The sequence below is a fragment of the Nocardioides albus genome (genome assembly GCF_014648255.1).
GTDB lineage: Bacteria > Actinomycetota > Actinomycetes > Propionibacteriales > Nocardioidaceae > Nocardioides > Nocardioides albus.
Window position 1 is genome coordinate 499,501 of sequence record NZ_BMQT01000004.1, and the last position, 19,344, is coordinate 518,844.

The 19,344-nt window shown below is 68.0% G+C and carries 13 protein-coding genes, 1 tRNA gene and 1 other RNA gene; 13 read left to right on the plus strand and 2 right to left on the minus strand.

Features of this window, described 5'->3' with window-relative positions:
- The first annotated feature begins 4 nt into the window (after positions 1 to 4).
- Together IEY84_RS11185 and IEY84_RS11190 are read left to right on the plus strand one after the other, a co-directional pair.
- Positions 5 to 2,215 carry a protein kinase domain-containing protein gene (locus tag IEY84_RS11185; protein WP_183543043.1) on the plus strand — a complete coding sequence of 737 codons (2,211 nt, stop codon included), beginning with the start codon at positions 5 to 7 and terminating at the stop codon, positions 2,213 to 2,215.
- Positions 2,212 to 4,461, plus strand: coding sequence for a protein kinase domain-containing protein (locus IEY84_RS11190; RefSeq protein ID WP_183543044.1), 2,250 nt, complete (start codon positions 2,212 to 2,214; stop codon positions 4,459 to 4,461). Before IEY84_RS11185 ends, IEY84_RS11190 begins: the two co-directional genes overlap by 4 nt.
- 60 nt (positions 4,462 to 4,521) lie before the next feature.
- Here the strand turns inward: IEY84_RS11190 and eccCa are convergent, their stop codons facing one another.
- Positions 4,522 to 8,553 (minus strand): type VII secretion protein EccCa, encoded by a 4,032-nt coding sequence (gene eccCa / locus IEY84_RS11195; protein ID WP_183543045.1) that lies wholly within the window; start codon positions 8,551 to 8,553, stop codon positions 4,522 to 4,524.
- Positions 8,554 to 8,727: 174 nt separating this feature from the next.
- On the opposite strand from eccCa, the gene IEY84_RS11200 reads away from it, so the two are divergent.
- From IEY84_RS11200 to IEY84_RS11225, 6 genes are all read left to right on the plus strand, one after another.
- Entirely contained in the window at positions 8,728 to 10,101 is a 1,374-nt protein-coding gene (locus IEY84_RS11200; protein ID WP_183543046.1) for a ubiquitin family protein, read from the plus strand.
- A 154-nt stretch (positions 10,102 to 10,255) separates the two neighbouring features.
- A complete protein-coding gene (locus IEY84_RS11205; RefSeq protein ID WP_183543047.1) occupies positions 10,256 to 10,585 on the plus strand; it encodes a WXG100 family type VII secretion target in 330 nt (109 codons plus the stop codon).
- Positions 10,586 to 10,611: 26 nt separating this feature from the next.
- Positions 10,612 to 10,902 carry a WXG100 family type VII secretion target gene (locus tag IEY84_RS11210; protein ID WP_183543048.1) on the plus strand — a complete coding sequence of 97 codons (291 nt, stop codon included), beginning with the start codon at positions 10,612 to 10,614 and terminating at the stop codon, positions 10,900 to 10,902.
- Positions 10,903 to 11,084: 182 nt separating this feature from the next.
- Positions 11,085 to 12,455: a type VII secretion integral membrane protein EccD gene (gene eccD / locus IEY84_RS11215; protein ID WP_183543050.1), complete on the plus strand. Its 1,371-nt coding sequence runs from the start codon at positions 11,085 to 11,087 to the stop codon at positions 12,453 to 12,455.
- Positions 12,455 to 13,858, plus strand: coding sequence for a type VII secretion protein EccB (locus IEY84_RS11220; RefSeq protein ID WP_183543052.1), 1,404 nt, complete (start codon positions 12,455 to 12,457; stop codon positions 13,856 to 13,858). The genes eccD and IEY84_RS11220 overlap by 1 nt, the downstream gene beginning before the upstream one ends.
- Positions 13,855 to 14,988, plus strand: coding sequence for a S8/S53 family peptidase (locus IEY84_RS11225; RefSeq protein ID WP_229788590.1), 1,134 nt, complete (start codon positions 13,855 to 13,857; stop codon positions 14,986 to 14,988). The genes IEY84_RS11220 and IEY84_RS11225 overlap by 4 nt, the downstream gene beginning before the upstream one ends.
- A gap of 87 nt (positions 14,989 to 15,075) precedes the next feature.
- Here the strand turns inward: IEY84_RS11225 and IEY84_RS11230 are convergent.
- A tRNA-Ser gene (locus tag IEY84_RS11230) sits at positions 15,076 to 15,163 on the minus strand.
- Positions 15,164 to 15,286: 123 nt separating this feature from the next.
- On the opposite strand from IEY84_RS11230, the gene ffs reads away from it, so the two are divergent.
- From ffs to IEY84_RS11255, 5 genes are all read left to right on the plus strand, one after another.
- Positions 15,287 to 15,377: signal recognition particle sRNA small type (gene ffs, locus IEY84_RS11235), an RNA gene on the plus strand.
- Between the two features lie 62 nt (positions 15,378 to 15,439).
- Positions 15,440 to 17,608, plus strand: a complete 2,169-nt coding sequence (locus tag IEY84_RS11240; RefSeq protein WP_420847473.1) for a DNA polymerase III subunit gamma and tau — start codon at positions 15,440 to 15,442, stop codon at positions 17,606 to 17,608.
- Between the two features lie 10 nt (positions 17,609 to 17,618).
- Positions 17,619 to 18,002, plus strand: a complete 384-nt coding sequence (locus IEY84_RS11245) for a YbaB/EbfC family nucleoid-associated protein (RefSeq protein ID WP_183543058.1) — start codon at positions 17,619 to 17,621, stop codon at positions 18,000 to 18,002.
- Between the two features lie 50 nt (positions 18,003 to 18,052).
- A complete protein-coding gene (gene recR, locus IEY84_RS11250) occupies positions 18,053 to 18,649 on the plus strand; it encodes a recombination mediator RecR (protein WP_008356228.1) in 597 nt (198 codons plus the stop codon).
- Between the two features lie 97 nt (positions 18,650 to 18,746).
- On the plus strand, positions 18,747 to 19,334 hold the full coding sequence (locus tag IEY84_RS11255) for a DUF5063 domain-containing protein (RefSeq protein ID WP_183543060.1): 588 nt from the start codon (positions 18,747 to 18,749) through the stop codon (positions 19,332 to 19,334).
- Positions 19,335 to 19,344 lie beyond the last annotated feature (10 nt).

Genomic DNA, 19,344 nt, shown 5'->3' on the forward strand with positions numbered 1-19,344 from the left:
ACGTATGACGACGCTTCATCCCGGGGCGATGTTCGGCCACTACCGTCTGGATCGCATTCTCGGCGAAGGTGGCATGGGTGTCGTCTACGACGCCTTCGACACCAAGCTCGAACGCCAGGTCGCCCTGAAGATGGTGCACGCCCACCTCGCCGACCGGCAGTTCATCGACATGTTCATCCGCGAGGGGCAGACCCTCGCGCAGATCAGGTCGCCCCACATCATCGCGATCTACGACATCGGCGAGCAGCAGGGCAGCCCGTTCATCGTCACCCAGTTCATCAAGGGCGGCGACGTGACCGGGCTCGTACGCAGCAACGGACCGCTGGCGCCCCACCTCGCGTGCCTGGTGAACGCCCAGGTGGCAGGGGCGCTTCACGACGCCCACCAGGCGGGGATCATCCACCAGGACGTCAAGCCGGCGAACGTGCTCGTACGCAACCCGGCCAGCCCGCTCGACCCGTTCGCGTTCCTGTGCGACTTCGGGATCGCGACCTCGTCCTCGGACTCGCCCGCCGGCGGGATCACCGGCACCTGGAACTACCTGGCGCCCGAGTACGTCCGCGACGAGCGCGACGCCCAGGGCCGACCGATCCAGCCGGCGCCGTCGCGAGACATCTACGCCGCCGGCTGCATGCTCTGGTTCACGCTGACCGGCAAGATTCCCTACTCGGGGGCGGCCGTGCAGGTCGCGATGGCCCATCAGAGCGCGCCGATCCCGCAGTTCGTCGGCACCGACGAGTGGACTCGGACGGCGAACCGGATCCTGCAGCTGTCGATGGCGAAGGACCCGAAGAGTCGCTACCAGAGCGCGGCAGCCTTCAAGGACGACCTGCTGAAGCTCCGCGAGATCACCTCGCCTCCTCAGCTCCAGCCGGCGCCGTCGATGACCGACCCGAACCCCATGCCGATCCTCGTCGCCGCTATCCGGCCGCCCACCGAGGCCGAGGCCATCCTGATCGAGGAGCAGGCACGCCCCTCCAAGATCACCCCGTTCCGGGTCGGTGCCGCGATGCTCGGCGTGGCCGCGCTCGGGGTCGGTGGGGCCTTGGCCATCACTCAGCCCTGGGTCGAGGACGGCCCTGAGCCGATCGTGCCGACCGTCAAGGGTGCGGCGTACGCGGATGTGAACGGGGACAAGTTCGGTGACGTCGTCACCAACGTCCAGAACCCCGACGGCAAGGGCGTCGACGTCGTCACCTGGAAGTCGGACGGACGCACGCTCACCCCGTCGAAGCCGGTCACCTACCAAGACCCCGCGCTTCCGGCCGACAACGACGGTAGTGAGGTGTTCCCGCTCTGCGCTGACTTCACTGGAGACGGGAAGAACTCGTTCGTCACCCTCGTGCGAAGCGAGAAGGGCTTCACCTTCCACGGGGACCTGAAGGGTTCCCTCAAGGCTCCCGCAGGCGTCGTCGAGCAAGGCAAGAAGATGAAGGGTTCGACGTTCTACTACGACGTGGACACCGACGACTTCGACGGAGACGGTGTCGCGGACCTCTTCATGACCACCACCTACGGGAATCTGGACCCAGATCTCGACAAGCAGGGCCGCACGATCGGTGACGGCACGGTGTGGGTCTATCGAGGCACTTCGTCGGGGTTCGAAGAGCCGACTCTCTTCGCGTCCTTTCCTGCGGTGCCGCGTGAGGCCGTCGCGGTGGGGGACTTCACTGGCGACAAGAAGGCTGACCTCGTGGTGCTGAACCGGGCTCTAGGTGAGCCTGAGGACAAGACCCTTACGACCGGAACTTCGACGTTGGACCTCTATCAGGGAGACGGAACCACCGTTTCCGCGGCCAAGCCGTTCTCCTTCAAACACCAGGGAATAAGTTCGTTCCTAGCTGGTGACGTCGATGCCGATGGCCGAGACGAAATCGTCGCCGCTGAGTCCGGTCGGGGCGAAGGGCAGGCGATCACGGTCGGGACGTTCAGCGATGACTTGGGGGAGTTGTCCATCGCCACGCGCGGAAAGCTGCCCAAGCCACGAAACGTCCTGGAGACCCTCAGCAGGTATCCCCTGACCCTTGCTGACGTGAACGGAGACGGGCTGACCGACGTCGTCGCGGCAACACAGGACACCAAGGACAGCCCGTACGCATTTTATGTGGCATTGGCGTCGAAGGACGGCCCGTACCAGGGTCACGAACTGGCGACGTGGAAGAAGTCGCCCGATGACGTGCATCGATACAACCTCATGGGAGGGACTCTCGGATGAGTGATTCCAATGGTGTGCCCGACAACAACTCTCGCGGGCGCGAACCTTCGTTCGAGCGGCCGCCCGTCGACCCCGACAAGACCATGATCAGGCCGCGAGTCGCCCGACCCAGCGGTCCCACCGGTTCGCCTCCTCCGCCACCTCCTCCACCGCCGCAGGCCGCGCCGGAGGACACCCCCGGGATGATCGGGCCGTACCGGCTCGAGGATCAGGTGGCGTCCAACGAGATGGCTGTCGTCTACCGGGCCACCGACACCCGGCTCAACCGAGCCGTCGCCCTCAAGGTACTCCTCGGGCGCAGCGCCCGTGATCCAGAATTCGTGACACGGTTCGACAAGCAGGCCACGCTGATGGCCAAGCTGGACTCTCCCCACATCATGGGCGTCTACACCAATGGCCGCACCAGCGACGGCGCTCCCTACCTGGTCTCCCAGTTCGCCGACGGAGGTGACCTCGGCTCGCTGCTCAAGACCCGTGGACGCCTTCCCGGCCCGCTGGCCGCCGACATCTGCGCTCAGATCGCCGATGGTCTGGCTGCGATCCACTCACCCGAGGTCGGCGTCGTGCACGGCGACGTGAAACCGTCGAACATCCTGCTGCGCGACGGGAACAGTCCACCGCACGCCTATCTGTCCGACTTCGCGGCGGCGCGAGCCGATGACTCCGCGACTGCCAGGCCCGGGATCCACTCAGGTGCCTGGAACTATCTGGCCCCCGAGCGGGCGATGGGCGCGCCGGCCACTCCGGCGAGCGACCTCTACTCGTTGGGCTGTCTGTTCTACGAGCTTGTCACCGGGACTGTTCCCTTCGCCGGGGCGAACGACGTCGAGACCGCGATGGCTCATGGATCGCAGCCGATCCCGACGCTGCCGGGCCGAGATGACTTCACTCTGCAGGCTAATGACCTCCTCTCCGGTGAGCGCGGCCTGCTCGTCAAAGATCCGGCCCAGCGTACGAACGACGCTGTCCGGGTTCGCGACCGTTTCGCGGCGATGGCCGGACGCCAGATGGGTTTCGCGTCCGGCGCCACCGTCACCCTGCAACGCGCCAAGGCCAAGTGGTGGATCGCCGGTGTCGCGACCCTCGCGGTCCTTGTGGCGGGCGGTGCTGCGGTGGGCATCACCCTCGCGACCACGGAGAACACTCCCGCCAAGCCCAAACCGGCAGTACGTGGAGATGTCGACGGGGATCGGCTGGGCGATCTAGTGCTTGGTGCACCGTTCGGCGATGTGAACTACAACTGGGAGGACAACGCCGCGACGCTCTTCGCCTCGACCGGCAAGGCGTTCGAGAGCGGCACCACCAAAGGTCTCAAGTTCGGCAATCTGCTCGGGGACCTCGATGCCGACGGGCGGGTCGACGTCGTGCAGGTTTCAGGGATCGGATCTTCGTTCAATGTCGACTCCAACGCAAAGCATCAGCCCGACGGCGCCATCCAGGTGCCGGCCTCGGGTAAGCGCCTGGCCATGTTGTGCGCAGACTTCAACGGTGACGGGCGTGATGACATTGCCATGATCTCTGTCGGTAACGGAACCAAGCTGCCCGCGGATGATGCTGAGCTCGGCAAGCTCACGGATCTCGAGTTGCACGTCACCGTCATGCAGAGCAAGGCGGACAACACCTGGGCGAAGAGCGAAGATTGGTTCACCACGACCTGGAAGGGCACGACGTTCGACGTGAACTTCGAGGTCGGTGACCTCGATGGCGACAAGCGGGCCGACATCGTCATGGGTGCCAGGGAGGCCTCGCCGGTCGCAGCCGTTCTGCTGAGGAGTCAGGGCTCGAAGTTCACGAAGGTAGATCTCGAGGTGCCCGGACCTGATGGGGACCGGGCGGGAGAGTCGGCGATGTATGCCGACGTCACCGGGGATGGGAAGGACGATCTGATCACCCACGAGACCGTGGATGGGAAATGGGTCATCCGCGTCCACTCCTACGACGTCGATGGTAAGCGGTTCGTCCACGAGCCGTCGTGGGACATCGATGACCCTGTGAAAAACCAGGACGCACTGGGAGGGGCTCAGATCGCCGCCGTATCCGACGTCAACGGCGACGGGAAAGATGATCTGGTCAATCCGCTGAGCTCCGGCGACGGAGACTTCGGGTACGTCAACAAGGCGTCGGTCCTGATCTCGGGACAGGACAAGTTCACTGCCGAAACGTGGGAGATGCCAGCAGCCGATCAGTTCAAGCCGCACCCCCCGTTGCGCAACGCGTCCAACAACAACAGCACCGGAACGTACTAGATCAAACGGCCCGCGACCTGGTTCAGGTCGCGGGCCGCTGCATCGGTCATGGCGGATGTGTTATTCCGTGGAATCGCTCCACGCCAGCTGGATGACCTCGACTCCGCGATCGCGGGTGACCAGACGGCCACGGCCTGGGCGTGTTGGGACCGGCTTGAGGTTGCCGATGAGCGGGCCCTCGTCCGGGCTTCCCGAGAGCAGCAGGCCGGGCATGGCCAGGTCGCGCATCGACTGGATGACCGACTCGTAGAGGGACCGCGACGCTCCACCTGAGCGACGGGCCAGGATGACGTGCAGGCCGACGTCGCCGGCCTGGGCCATCAGCGGCTGCAGCGGCGCCAGCGGCGAGCCTTGCTGGGTCGAGACCAAGTCGTAGTCATCGACCAGCAAGAAGAGGTCGGCACCTTCCCACCAGGACCGGTTGCGCAGTTCCTCGGCGGTGACGTCGGGCCCAGGGATTCGCTTGGAGAGGTAGCCGGCCAGATCCTGTAGCGTGGGATTGGCCTGGGTCGCCGAGGTCAGGTAGCTGACCAGGTAGTCCTGGGGAATCTCGCCGAGCAGCGAACGCCGGTAGTCAACCACCGCGATCTGCGCTTCCTTGGGGGAATGCGTCCGCATGATCTCGTGGGCGATGTTGCGAAGCATCGCGGACTTGCCCGACTGCCCGTCACCGAAGACGAGCAGGTGAGGCTGGGTCTCGGGGTCGAGACCGACTGGGGCCAACTCCTTCTCGTTGATGCCCAGGAGGAGTCGCTTGCCGGGCTTCTCCTCGGTGACGCCGGCCTGTTCGCGGACCCGCTCGATCGTGATCCGCTCCGGCAGCAGCCGCAGCTTCGGTCCGGCGGGACCCTGCCACGCGGCCGAGACGCGGGAGATCAGGTCGTCGACGCCGTCGCCCAGCGTCGTAGCGGAGCCGTCTCCGTCCATCCGGGGCAGGGCGCTGAGGAAGTGGAGCTTCTCCTTCACGATGCCTCGACCCGGGCGCCCGGTCGGCACCAGCGCGGCCAGCTTGCGGTCGAGCTCGGAGTCCATCGGGTCACCCAGGCGCAGCTCGAGCTTGGTGCCGAAGACGTCGCGCATCGAGGAGCGGAACTCGGCCCAGCGGCCCGCCGCGGCGACGATGTGGACACCGAAGGTCAGGCCGCGCGGAGCGATCTCCTGGATGGCGTACTCGAGGTCGTCGAAGTCGGCGCGCAGCGTGCCCCAGCCGTCGATGACGAGGAAGACGTCGCCCCAGCCGTCGTCGGCCTGGCCACGAGCACGGCGGGTGCGGTAGGTCTCGATCGAGTCGATGCCCTGCGCGCGGAAGTAGGCCTCGCGGCGGTCGATGATCCCGGAGATCTCGGCCAGGACGCGGCGTACGACGTCCGGCTCGGAACGGGTTCCGACGCCGGAGACGTGCGGGAGCTTGGCCAGCGGCGCGAACGTTCCGCCACCGAAGTCGAGGACGAAGAACTGCACCTCCTGCGGCGTCATGGTCAACGACATCGACGTGACGATGGTGCGGAGCGTGGTCGACTTACCGGTGCGTGGTGCGCCGATGACCGCGACGTGACCGGCGGCCCCGCGCAGGTCGAGGGTGAGCGTGTCGCGGAGCTGCTCGCGCGGCTTGTCGACGATGCCGAGCGGCACCACCAGCCCGCCGAGCCGCTTCCAGGCCGGCGAGTGCAGGCCGAGCTCGGGCGAGGTGGTCAGATCGGGCATCAGCGTGTCGAGCGTGTCGGGGATGTCGAGCGGCGGCAGCCAGACCTGGTGGGCCGGGACGCCGTGGCCGGTCATCCGGTCGACGGCGATGTCGAGCATCGATTTCTCGACGCCGTCCGCGCCCACGACCGGGGTGGCCGGACGCTCTTCCTCCTCGACCGGCAATGCCAGCTGCTTCACCTCGGCGATCGAGAACGGGTAGATGCCCTGCAGCTTGCCGCCCTCGTCGCGGCGGACCCGCGAACCCGCGGCCGGGGGGCCGGAGACGTACGCAGCCCGGAACCGCTGCATGTTGGTCGGGTCGGGCTTCAGGTAACCGAGGCCGGGGATCGCCGGGAGCTCGTAGGCGTCCGGCACGCCGAGCACGGTCCGCGACTCCTGCGCCGAGAACGTGCGCAGCCCGACGCGGTAGGAGAGGTGGGAGTCGAGACCGCGCAGGCGGCCCTCCTCCAGGCGCTGCGAGGCGAGCAGCAGGTGGATGCCGAGCGATCGGCCCAGACGGCCGATCGCGACGAACAGGTCGATGAACTCGGGCTTGGCCGAGAGCATCTCGGAGAACTCGTCGACCACGATGAACAGCGACGGCAGCGGATCCATCGACGGATCCTGCGTACGCGCCTTCTCGTAGTCCTTCAAGGAGGAGAAGTTGCCGGCCTCGCGCAGGAGCTCCTGGCGGCGGGTCATCTCACCGGAGAGCGCGTCCTGCATACGGTCGACCAGGGTGAGCTCGCCCTCGAGGTTGGTGATCACCGCGGAGACGTGCGGCATGCCCGCCATCCCGGCGAAGGTCGCACCACCCTTGAAGTCGACCAGCACCAGGTTGAGGACCTCGGGCGGGTGGGTGAGCACCAGACCGAGCACGAGGGTGCGGAGGAACTCCGACTTACCGGAACCGGTCGCGCCGATGACGAGACCGTGCGGCCCCATTCCCTGCTGCGCCGACTCCTTGATGTCCATGTAGACCTGCTGACCGGCCTCACCGACACCGACCGGCACGCGCAGCCGGTCCCGGTTGGCACGAGGTCGCCAGGCGACGTCGGGGTCGAAGGAGCGTACGTCTCCCAGGCCGAGCAGCGCCATGTAGTCCTTCGGTGCGGCGATCTCGGTGTCCTGCGGGGTCTCCGCGGCGATGTCGGAGCCCTCCGGAGACACCGTGTAGAGCGCGGTGAGGCGACGGGCGTAGGCCTCGGCGTCGGCCATCGTCATCTGGTCCACGCGCAGCCGGACCGGGTCCATGCGTACGCGCACCTGGTAGCCGGGGACGGTGCTGTTCTCGTCGGGCTCCTCGTCATCGATCAGGAACCGCACCCGGCTGGAGTCGAAGAGCTCGTCCCAGTGGGTCGGCAGGTCGATGACGGTGACGCCCTGGATCCCGTCGTCGGGGAGCACGTGGTTGCCCGGCGGCACGGAGCCGCCGTCGACGATGACCACGACCTGAGGCGCCGGGATCCGGTCGTCAGTGCCCCAGCGGGCACGCTCGCCGACCTCGGTCGGAAGCAGGGCGCCGAGGTCGTTGATGCTGGTCACCACCATGCGGCGCGGCCCGACGGCGTCGACCTCACGGCCGCTCTGCGCGTGCGGGAGCCACTTGACCCAGTCCCACTCGGCCAGGTTGCGCTCGGACGTGAGCACGGCGACGATCAGCTGCTCCGGCGAGTGGAAGGCCGTCATCCCGCAGATCAGGGCGCGGGCCAGCGCCCTGGCCTGGTCCTCGTTGCCGCAGATCTCCATCTTGTCGAACCCGCGCAGGTTGGTCGCCGCGGGCAGGTCGGGCTGGACCCGGTGGACGGTCAGCAGCCGGTGCAGCGCGCTCGCCGAGGCCGGGTCGACCTGGTCGATCGGGGTCTGCTGGGGCGGCACCAGGGTCAGGGCCAGAGGCTGGTGCGCGACGCCGTAACGGACGTCGAGGTAGCGCTTGTGGGTGTTCGACCGCTCCCACAGCCGGCTGCGCTCCTCGGCGATCGCCGGCAGCGAGGACGGCGCGGGGTAGTGCCAGGTCAGCGCCTTGCGCTGCTGCTCACCGGCCTTGCGCGCCGACTGGCGGACGCCGGCCAGATAGCGCAGATAGTCCGTACGCTGCCCGCCGACCTGCTTCTGCTTCTGCTTCCGCTGGCGGTCGATCTGCACGAAGATGAAGCCGAGGGTGGCGAAGAGGAACATGCCGGCCGCGATGTAGCGCTGGATCGGCGGGGAACCGCCCGTGCCGGACTGCATCGTCGCGATGAGCACGATCGACCCGAGACCACCGAGCATGGGGATGGCGTTCATCAAGATGCCGCCGACGCCCTCGCCCTCTTCGATAGCCGGCGGCGGGTTGAGTGCGAGCTCCCCCTCGGGGACCTCTGGCTCATCGGTGCGGGTACCGCCGGCTGTCGCAGCGATAGTCACATGTCCCCCTGGGAGTGGTTCAACGCCCCGCGGGCCCGGATGCCGCAGGTGGTCAGGATCTTAGAGTGCCCACACCCCGGCCACTACCTTTAACCGTGCCGGTCGGGTAAAACGGGCGGTGGAGCTTCCGATGTGGAACTCTGTCACAGGGTCTTCACGCATCCGGGAGGTGTCATGCCCACTCAGACGGCCGATGCCGTTGAGCCGGCGCTCGCAGCCGGCGGTCTGGCGGTCACGGTCCACGGCACCGCCGGAGTGGTCGACATCGTCGTCCCGTCCGACGCGCATGCCTCGGACCTGGCCCGGGAGTACGCCACGGCAGTCGGTCTTCCCGCGCCGCCGGTGCTGCGCGACCGACGTGGAGACGTGCTCGTGCCGGACGTCTCGCTCGCCTCGCGCGGCGTCAGCTCGGGCGCCTTGCTGGCCGCCGACTCCCCGCCCACGCAGGCCTACGCGCGTCGCGAGGTCGTGCAGACGATCGCCCCGACACGCGCGGGCAGCTTCTCTTTCTTCTGGGGCGGCCTGGCCGCCCTGCTGGCTGTCGCCGCCGCCGGGTTCGGTGCCCAGGCCGACGGGTGGCAGCAGACCGCCGTCGGGGCCCTGCTCGGTCTCGGCGCGCTGATCGGCATCGTCCCCGCCGGAGCGTACGCAGCGCGCCGGGCGATCGTCGCCCCGGCGTTCGCGGCTGGCGCCGCCTTCGTCCTCACCGTCGATCCGGTGCCCGAGACTCTGCCGATCGCCGTCGGCGTGGCCGGGCTGAGTGCTGCGGTCGTCGCTACGATCTCGCGGTCGCTCGTCGACGACGTCGATCCCGCTCTCAAGGTCTGGACCATGACCGGTGCCGCGGTCTTCGTGGTGACCGCCCTGTGCGCCCTGGTCGGCACCTCCCCGCAGGTGCCGTGGTCGATCATGTTCGCCGCCGCTGCGCTGGCGGCGCGGATCGTGCCCTCGTACGCCGTCGACGTGCCCGACTCCTATCTCCTCGACGTCTCCAAGCTGTCGGTGACAGCCTGGTCGGCGCGGGCCAAGACGACCTCGAGCACGTCGACAGTCCCGTTCGGCGAGGTCACCCAGGTCGCCGAGCGTGGCGCTCGCACGCTGGCCGCGGCCGCGTGGGCGGTCCTCGGCGTGGTGGCGGTGAGCGCGCCGGGCGTGGTCGCCACCGCTACCGCCCCCGTGGACCGGATCGGCGCCTGGGTGATCCTGCTGGCGGGCGCCTTCGTGATCCTGCTCGCGGCGCGCAGCTATCGCTACTGGCTGCCGCGTGGCGTACTGCGGGTCGCCGGGATTATTGCGCTGGCGGTCGGGGTCCGTGCGTTCGTAGGCTGGGCCGACCCGGAGCTGGTCTCCTGGTTCGGACTGGGAGTCGTGGTGATCGGTTGTGCTGTGATCGTCGCGGCGATCGCGACCGGCCGGGGCTGGCGCTCGGCGAAGTGGGCGGCTCGGGCCGACTGGTCCGAGTCGCTGTGCGGTGCCGCCGTCATCGCTTCGTTCGTGGTTTCCTCAGGGTTTTTCCGACACCTGTGGGAATCAGGTTTCAATGGCTAGGAAGCACGGCCGAAAAAGTTCAGAGTTTCGTGTTTAGAACTCCGGAGACGGGGTATGAACACAGTGTCCGGACCTCGGGGGAGCCCATCGGGAGCCGGGCTCCATCAGGTATCAAACCTAGGAAAGCCGGTTCCGCCGGTGGAAGGACAGCACCATGAGCAGTGAGATCAAGCAAGGTCAGGCGATCAACGCCGCAGTCGCCTTCATCCAGGAGACGAAGAGCAAGCTGGACAGCATCAACAAGCGCACCGTCCACGAGGCGCGTGCGCAGAGCCAGGGTGGGTGGGAAGGCCAGGGCGGGAACGCGTTCCGTGGCGTGATGGACACCTTCGAGCAGAAGGCCACCACGATCACCAACGCCCTCGACGAGCTCACCGCGGGTCTGGAGAAGGCCCGCAAGCTCGGGACCGAGGCTGACGACGAGACGGCCGGCCAGAGCAGTGCGGTCCGGAGCACCATCGAAGGCACCAACTTCTCGTTCTGAGAACCACCGGACTGAAAGGGACTGACATGACCGAAATCCGTATGAACCACGGCAAGATGGCCGACATCGTCGACATCCTGCTCAAGGGTGTGAGGGACATGGACGGCGCGCTCGACGAGCTGGAGAAGTACGTCCTCAACCTCCAGGATGACTTCACCGGTGAGGCGGCAAGCGCCTACAACCGCACCCAGGCGAAGTGGAACCAGGCCATCCGCGACCTCGGCATGGCGCTCGACCAGAACAGCAAGTTCGTCAACGAGGCCAATGCCGCGATGGGCGACGCTGACAGGCGCGGCGCGGCCGGCCTCGGCGGCTGAGTTCTTCAGCACAGACGCAACACGAGGGGACCGGTGCACGGCACCGGTCCCCTCGTCGCTGGTTTTATGGCAAAGTCAGCGCTTGATGCTCGTTGTCTGACTCAGCGGGCGAAGCAGGGCTAACTCTCGGGACATTCGGTCGATACGTCTCGGGTACAGGCACGACGCGAGGAGTTCGTGAAATGACGCAGGCGCAGGTGGCGCCCACGGGGTTGGTCCGGGTCACGGTCGCCTCCGGCACCCGCCGGATGGATCTGGTGCTCCCGGGCTCGGTGCCGGTGGCAGAACTGGTGCCCGAGCTCGCGCGAAGCGTCGGGTTGCTCGACCCGCAGACGGCGTACGCCGGCTACCGCGTCGTGCTGGCCGACGGCCGCAAGCTCACCGGCGACCTCGGTCTGATCCCGCAGGGTGTCGAGGACGGCGGCGTCCTCACCGTGAGCGCCGGGATCGACGACAAGCCGCCGCGCGTCTACGACGACGTGGTCGAGGCGATGACCGACGTCGTCGAGAGCGAGATGGCTCCGTGGAAGCCGGAAGCCGGGCGGCGTACGTCGCTGCTGGCTGCCGCGCTGCTGCTGCTCCTCGGCGCCGGTGCGCTGTGGACCCAGGCGCCGTCGATGCTCGCCGGTGTCGCTGCCGCGGTCATCGGCATCGTCCTCGCCGGCGGCGCGATCGTGCTCTCCCGGCTCGAGGCCGAGAACGACGCCGCGATCGCCGCGGTGTGGATCGGCGAGATCTACGGAGGGGTAGCCGGCTTCCTGATCGGCTCGGCCGCCTTCGGCTCGGGCGACGGCGTCGGGCTGCCGCTCGCCATCGCCGGTGCGGGCGCGATGCTCGCTTCCGCGATCGGCTTCCTGGGCCTGGGCGATGCTCGGATCCTGGCGATGCCGGGTGCGCTCGTCGGCGGTGTCTTCCTGGTGGCCGGCCTGGTGCTGAGCGCGACGGGCTGGAGCGCCGGCGTGGTGCTCGGGATCGTGCTCGTCGTCGTGGTGCTGGCCGGGAGCTTCTTCCCGTGGCTCGCGCTGAGCACGACCAAGACCGACGTCCCTCAGCTCTACTCCGACGAGGACATCAACCTCGACCCCGACGAGATCCGAAAGGATCAGGTCCGGGTCGACGCGAAGGTCGCCCACGAGATCTTGGTCGCGATCGCCCTCTCCGTCGGCGTCCTGGTCGTGCTGACCACGCCGTTCGTGGTGCAGCTCGGGCTCGCCGGCACGCTGGTGGCACTGGCCGCGTGCATCGTGCTGATGCTGCGAACTCGCCAGTATCGGACAGGGTCGGAGGTGCTCGTCGGCCTGTCCTCGGGGATCGCCGGCCTGCTCGCGATCGGGGCGGCGTTGCTGGTCTTCCACGAGTCGTGGCGGCCGACGACGGCTGTCGTGCTGGCAGCGGCCGGTGGCGTACTCCTGGTGCTGACGCTGGTCCCTGACGTCGGCTCGATCCGGCGTGGCCGGCTGGCTGATGTCGCCGAGACCGCCTGCCTGCTCGCGATGCTCCCGCTGATGGTGCTCGCCTCGGGCCTCTTCAGTGCCGCGGTGGCTGGTTTCTGATGGCCAGCAAGAAGGACCTCGTAGAGGCGCATGCCTTCAGCCGTCGCCGGCTGGTCTCCGCGTTCCTCTCCGGCGCCCCCGGTGGGCGTGAGGTGGAGCCCGCTCGCCCGGGCCGATCGGTCTTCGGCGGCGTCGTGCTTGCGGTGCTGCTCATCGCCGGTGGCGCGGTCGCCCACTTCCTCGCTCCCAGGCCCGCCACCGGCTGGGCCGACGCCGACGGGCTGATCGTCACCAAGGGCGGTGCCCGCTACGTCGTCACCGGACCCGACAACGCCAAGGAGCTGCACCCGGTCGTCAACCTGGCGAGCGCGCAGCTCATCCTCGGTCTCGACCTGGAGAAGAGCTCCAAGGTCATCGACCAGGAGGAGATCGACAAGGAGTTCCCCAAGGGGACGATCGGCCTCGGTGGGGCCAACGTCCCCGAGGAGCTGCCGCTGACGTCCGACTTCATCAACACCGGCTGGACCGCGTGTACGGCCAACGGCGCAGGTACACACGTGAACATCTCCGCGAAACCCGACGTGACGCCAGCCGCGGACACCGGCTTCATGGTGCAGTCCGAGGACGGCACCTACCTCATCGCCGAGCACACGACGCCTGAAGGCTTCGCCCAGGCGTACAGCTACAAGGTCGAGGGTGATGCGGAGACCTATATGGACAGCACGTTCGACGACCCCGTCTCGACGCCGACAGTGCCCCAGGCATGGGTCAACCTCTTCCCAGCCGGCGCACCGTTGTCGGGTGAGTCATTCGGGGGCGCGTTCACGAAGGCCGGTGGCACGGTCGAGGGCGAGGACTATCCGATCGGCACAAAGGCCACCCACCAGGCCAAGAACTACCTGATGACGGAGTCCGGCTGGATCCGTATCGACGAGTTCACCAGTGAGGTCTATGACGTCGCCTTCGGTAGCAAGGGCACCCTGGAGTCGCTTGACACGCAGCCGAACATCGACGGCGATCGTCTGAATACTTTCTGGCCCGACACCAAGCTGCGGCCGGGCGTCTCGAGCGCCTGCGCAATGCTGGACACCACGGACGGTACGACGGTCCGGCTCGGCATCGAACCGGGCGAGGACGCCTGGTCGACCTCGGAGCCCCCTGCCGCCGGCGACCTCACCTCGGTGCGGGTCGATCCCGGCAAGGGTGCGTTCGTGTACGCCACCAACGGTGAGGAGCTCGACAAGAAGAGCGGCACGCCGTATCTGATCGATGCCCGCGGCACCGTGAACACGTTGGACGGTCCGCGTACGGTTGAGCGACTTGGTCTGAGCCTCGACTCCGGACCGATCATCCCGGGGACATGGCTGCAGCTGCTCCCCAGTGGTGCTCCGCTCTCGACCGAGCTGGCGCTGTGTCCGCCCAACAGCGCTGACGTCAAGGCGGACCAGTGCGTGGAGCAGTGACGCTCGTACGTAGCGGTATCGCGCTCGCTGCGATCGTCGGCGGGCTGACCATGCTGGGTAGCCCTGGACCTGCCTTCGCAGCGGAGGAACGAGCCGTCTGCAAGGCGTACGAGAAGAACACCGGTGGCGGCGTTCCGCAGAAACCGGAGACGCAGACCGCGCCGGTGCCGAAGCAGGTCGCCCCGTTCGCGATCATGCGGATCGACGAGGCCCAGCAGGTGAGCAAGCTGGGCCAGGGGGTCCGCGTGGCGGTGGTCGACTCCGGCTACAGCACCAAGGCGCAGGACTACCACGGCACCGTGGCGGCGGGCCTGATCTCACAGATCGCGCCCAAGGCGAAGCTCAGCGACCACCCGGTCCTCAAGGTCGGCGAGGAGAAGTCGACCATCGAGGCCAAGCAGATGGTGGCCGAGCTCCGCTCGCTGGCCAAGGGCAACGCGAAAGGGCTGATCGTCGACATCGGTCTGCCCGCGACCGAGCGGGCCCCTGGCCTGGACGCCGCCGTCGACACGCTCATCAAGAAGGGGGCCGTCGTGGTGATGGCCGCGGACTGGTCCGAGGTCGTCACCGACTCGGACCCTCTGGACGTCGCCTCCAAGGCATTCCCCAACGCCAACGACTCCATCGTGACGGTGAGCGCCTCCGGCACCTCGCAGTCCGACCCGGACTTCAAGGTGCTGCCGAACTCCAAGACGGATGTCACCGCCCCGACGTACGGTGCCGCGTCGACGACGCTCTTCGGGTATCCGTGCTGGGTCGACTCGATCACGACGTCCTTCGCAGCCGCCGAGGTCTCTGCTGTGCTCGCACTGATCTGGTCGACCAACCCGGGTTGGAGCGCGGACCAGGTCGTCGACCGCCTCTACAGCACCACGTCGGGCCGTGAGGGCCAGGGCGGCCGCTACTGGGGCGCCGGTGTGGTGAACGCCTACGCCGCGCTGACCCGCCCGCCTGTCGAGGAAGCCGCCACGGTGCCGGAGGTCGAGCAGGCCCCGATGGCTCGGGAGGAGGTCGACCCGCTCGCCACCGTCCGCGAGAACGCGATCTGGTGGGGCATCGTCGGTGGGGGCGCGCTCGGTCTCGGGCTGGTCCTGCGACCGCTCTTCTCGCGGCGCAAGGGCACGATGTAGCTCGAGGGCGCCCAGCGAAATGCAGAACGCCGATCCGGAGCTTGCGCTTCGGATCGGCGTTCTTGCATGTCAACCTAGGTTTCCTGCTGGCGGATCTGGGGGGATTCGAACCCCCGAGGGCTTGCACCCAACACGGATTCCAGCCGTGCGCCATAGGCCACTAGGCGACAGATCCGTGAGGGATCCTACGCGGCTGGGGGAGCCAGGGGGAAATCGGCGGAGGGGCCGCATGCCGCCGCCTCGAGAGCTCGGTACACCGCTTTGGGATCGACGAGCGGACTCGTCTAGACTCTTCGGCAACCCCCCATGTGGCGATATCTTGTCGAACCTCCCCAGGGCCGGAAGGCAGCAAGGATAAGCGAGCTCTGTCGGGTACGTGGGGGGCCTTTTCTTTTCCCGCTGTCCCTCGACCGCGAGAGGTTACTGGACGCACCTGCCGGGTGGTTACGAACTGTCGGCGGTCGCGGCTAGGGTCTATCGGGTGGACGCACCCCTTGCTCTCTATCGCCGCTACCGGCCGGAGACGTTCGCCGAGGTCATCGGCCAAGATCACGTCACCGGCCCGCTGCGCAATGCGTTGGCAGGCAACCGGGTCAACCATGCGTACCTCTTCTCCGGGCCACGTGGTTGCGGCAAGACGACCTCGGCGCGGATCCTGGCCCGGGCGCTGAACTGCGAGAAGGCGCCGATCGCGGACCCGTGCGGGGAGTGCGAGTCGTGCCGGGACCTGGCGCGCGGTGGGCCCGGAAGCATCGACGTGATCGAGATCGACGCGGCTTCCCACGGTGGTGTCGATGATGCCCGTGACCTGCGGGAAAAGGCGTTCTTCGCGCCGGTCAAGAGCCGCTACAAGGTCTACATCATCGACGAGGCCCACATGGTCTCGACGCAGGGATTCAACGCGCTGCTCAAGCTCGTCGAGGAGCCGCCGGAGCATCTGCGGTTCATCTTCGCGACGACCGAGCCGGAGAAGGTCATCCCGACGATCCGGTCGCGCACCCACCACTATCCGTTCCGCCTCTTCCCGCCCAAGCTGGTCGCCGACTACATCGCGACGCTGTGCGAGATGGAGGGGATCGCCGTCGAGCCGGCGGCGCTGCCGCTGGTCGCTCGCGCAGGCGCTGGGTCGATGCGTGACAGCCTCTCGGTCATGGACCAGCTGCTCGGTGGTTCGGGGCCTGAGGGCGTGACGTACGAGCTGGCCGCCGGGCTGCTCGGTTACACCCCTGACGCGTTGCTCGACGAGGTCGTCGACGCCTTCGCGGCCCACGACGGTGCGGCGGTCTTCGGGGTGATCGACAAGATCATCGAGACCGGTCAGGACCCGCGGCGGTTCACCGAGGACCTGCTGCGCCGACTGCGTGACCTGGTCATCGTCAAGGCGGTCCCGGACGCGCCCGCGACCGGCCTCATCGACGTCTCCGAGGATGGTGGTGAGCGGCTGGTCGCCCAGGCCGGACGCTTCGGGCCGCACGATCTGTCGCGGGCGGCCGACACGGTCGCGACCGGACTGACCGAGATGCGCGGCGCCACCGCACCCCGACTCCTGCTCGAGCTGATCTGTGCCCGGGTGCTTCTCCCCGCGGCAGACGGAGCCGACGGTCTCGCTGCCCGGTTGGACCGTCTGGAGAGGCGGATCGAGATCAGCGGTACGCCGACGGTGACCGCTCCTCCGGCGGTGGCCGCCCCCGCGCAGGACCGTCCGGTGCTCAAGCCGTCCGTGGGTGCGCCGGGACACGAGACGATTGCTCCTGTGACGCCGCAGCCCGAGCCGGTCCAGTCGTACGCACCGGTCCCCGAGCCCACGCCCGAGCCCACCCCCGTGCCGACCCCCGAGCCTGCCTGGGAGCCCGCTCCCGCGCCGGCTCCGGCACCGGCCGTGGACATGCCCGCCCCACCGCAACCGCAGGGCCAGGCTCCGGCGGCCTCGACGAGCTCGCCCTCCGGGCCCGCGGCCTCAGGTGGCATGGGCAACGTGGACATCAGACGTCTGTGGGACGACGTGATCGCCCAGACCAAGGGGCTGCGCCGAGCGACCTGGTCGTTGGTCGGTCAGAACGCCCAGGTCGTCGACTTCCGCGACGGTGTGCTCACCCTCGGGTTCGCCTCGCCGGGCCTTCGTGACCGGTTCGCGACCGGCGGGCACGAGCCGATCCTCGGGCAGGCGCTGGTCAACGTGATCGGCATCCAGCCGAAGATCGAGGCGATCGTCGCCGGCGGCGGCCAGGGTGCTCAGCAGCGCCAGGCCCCGCCGCAGCCGCAGCCGAGCCAGCCTCAGGAGCCCGTCCAGCCGAAGCAGCCCCCGGAGGCTTCCTGGAACGAGCAGGCACCGCCGCCCGACTGGGCCGCTGAGCCGCCGCCACCGGAGCAGCCCCAGGAGCCGCCTGCGACCCGGCAGGCCGACCCAGGGGCCATCGCGCAGGCGCGGGAGGCGATCCGGCCTACGCGTGCGGCCGACTACGAGCCCCCTGTCGACGACACTGCTGCCCGTCTGGCGGAGGCCGACGCCGCGGTCAACCCGAACGACCAGGCCTACGACGGGCCGGCCGCGATGGGTGCCGAGGCGCTGCTCGCTCAGGAGCTGGGTGCAACGATGATCGAAGAGATTCCTCACAACTAGGACGGCACAGATGACGAACCCACTCGAAGGCCTCGGTGGCGAAGGCGGCTTCGACCTCAACTCGATCATGCAGCAGGCCCAGGCCCTGCAGAGCCAGATCGTCGACGCCCAGGAGAAGCTCGCCGAGACGATCGTCGACGGCACCGTCGCCGGTGGCGCGGTGACCGTCAAGCTCACCGGCACCGGCGAGCTGGTCGGCGTGGAGATCAAGCAGGGCGAGTTCGACGGCAGCAGCCCCGACGACCTCGAGGACCTCGGCGCCGTGATCGTCGCCGCCTACCGCGATGCGAAGAGCAAGGCCGACGACCTCGCCGGCGAGGCGATGGGCCCGCTCGCGGGCGGCCTCGGTGGTGGCCCTGGCGGCGGCGAACCGCCGTTCAAGCTCGGCTTCTGAAACAGACACAAGTCGAGATCAAGCACAGCTAGAGACAGGCGATAACCAAGTTGTACGAGGGTGTGGTCCAAGACCTCATCGACGAGCTGGGAAGGCTGCCGGGCGTGGGTCCGAAGAGCGCCCAGCGGATCGCTTTCCATCTGCTCCAGGCTGATCCCGCCGACGTACATCGGCTGGCCTCGATCCTCAACGAGGTCAAGGCGAAGGTGAAGTTCTGCTCGGTCTGCTTCAACGTCTCCGAGGAGGAGACCTGCCGGATCTGCCGCGACCCGCGTCGCGAGCAGTCGGTGCTGTGCGTGGTCGAGGAATACAAGGACGTCGTCGCGATCGAGCGCACCCGTGAGTTCCGCGGGCGCTATCACGTGCTCGGCGGTGCGATCAGCCCGATCGACGGGATCGGCCCCGACCAGCTACGCATCCGTGAGCTGGTCCAGCGACTGAACGACCCCGGGATCACCGAGGTGATCCTCGCCACGGACCCCAACCTCGAGGGCGAGGCGACGGCGACCTACCTGACCCGTCAGCTGAGCCCGCTCGGACTGAAGGTGACCCGTCTGGCCAGCGGCCTTCCTGTCGGCGGCGACCTGGAGTACGCCGACGAGGTCACTCTCGGCCGCGCGTTCGCCGGTCGGCGTGCGGCGGAGTGACCCTTAAGCCCTGATAAGAGCCGACTCTTTACCCTCGTCAGGCCGCTACTTCGGAGGTAGCCTGACGATTCAATGGGACCTCGGGAAGGGGGCCGTCATGACGAACGACTTGACCGGCAAGGACTTCGCCACCAGCATCGCCGACTCGGTGGAGAGCTTTCTGCTCTCGGTGCGCGCGATCGCTGCCGACGGCGATGGTGGCAGCGCTGTCCCGATGCTGCTGCTGGAGGTGAGCCAGATCCTGCTGGCTGGCGCGCGGCTGGGCGCCCAGCAGGACTTCGAACCTCGTGAGGAGTTCCAGCCCGACGTGGGCATGGAGGCAGATGTCGACGAGCTCCGGATGGGGCTGGCCGAGATGTTCGGGGACATCGACACCTACAGCTTCGTCTTCGACCCCTACAGCCCCGACGTGGTCGACAGCCAGATCTCCGACGATGTCGCCAGCCTGGTGACCGACTTGGAGTACGGCCTGCGTCACTACCGTCTCGGCGATGTCGACGAGGCGCTGTGGTGGTGGCAGTTCAGCTACGTCAACAACTGGGGCAACCTGGCCGGAGCAGTGCTCAACGCACTGCTCACCGTGGTCGCTCACGACCGCCTCGACACCGAGCCGTTCACCGGTGAGGACGAGGACCTGGCTGCCGCTGATGAGATGCTGGAGAAGACGGCCGCATCGGCAACGTAGACTTTCCCGC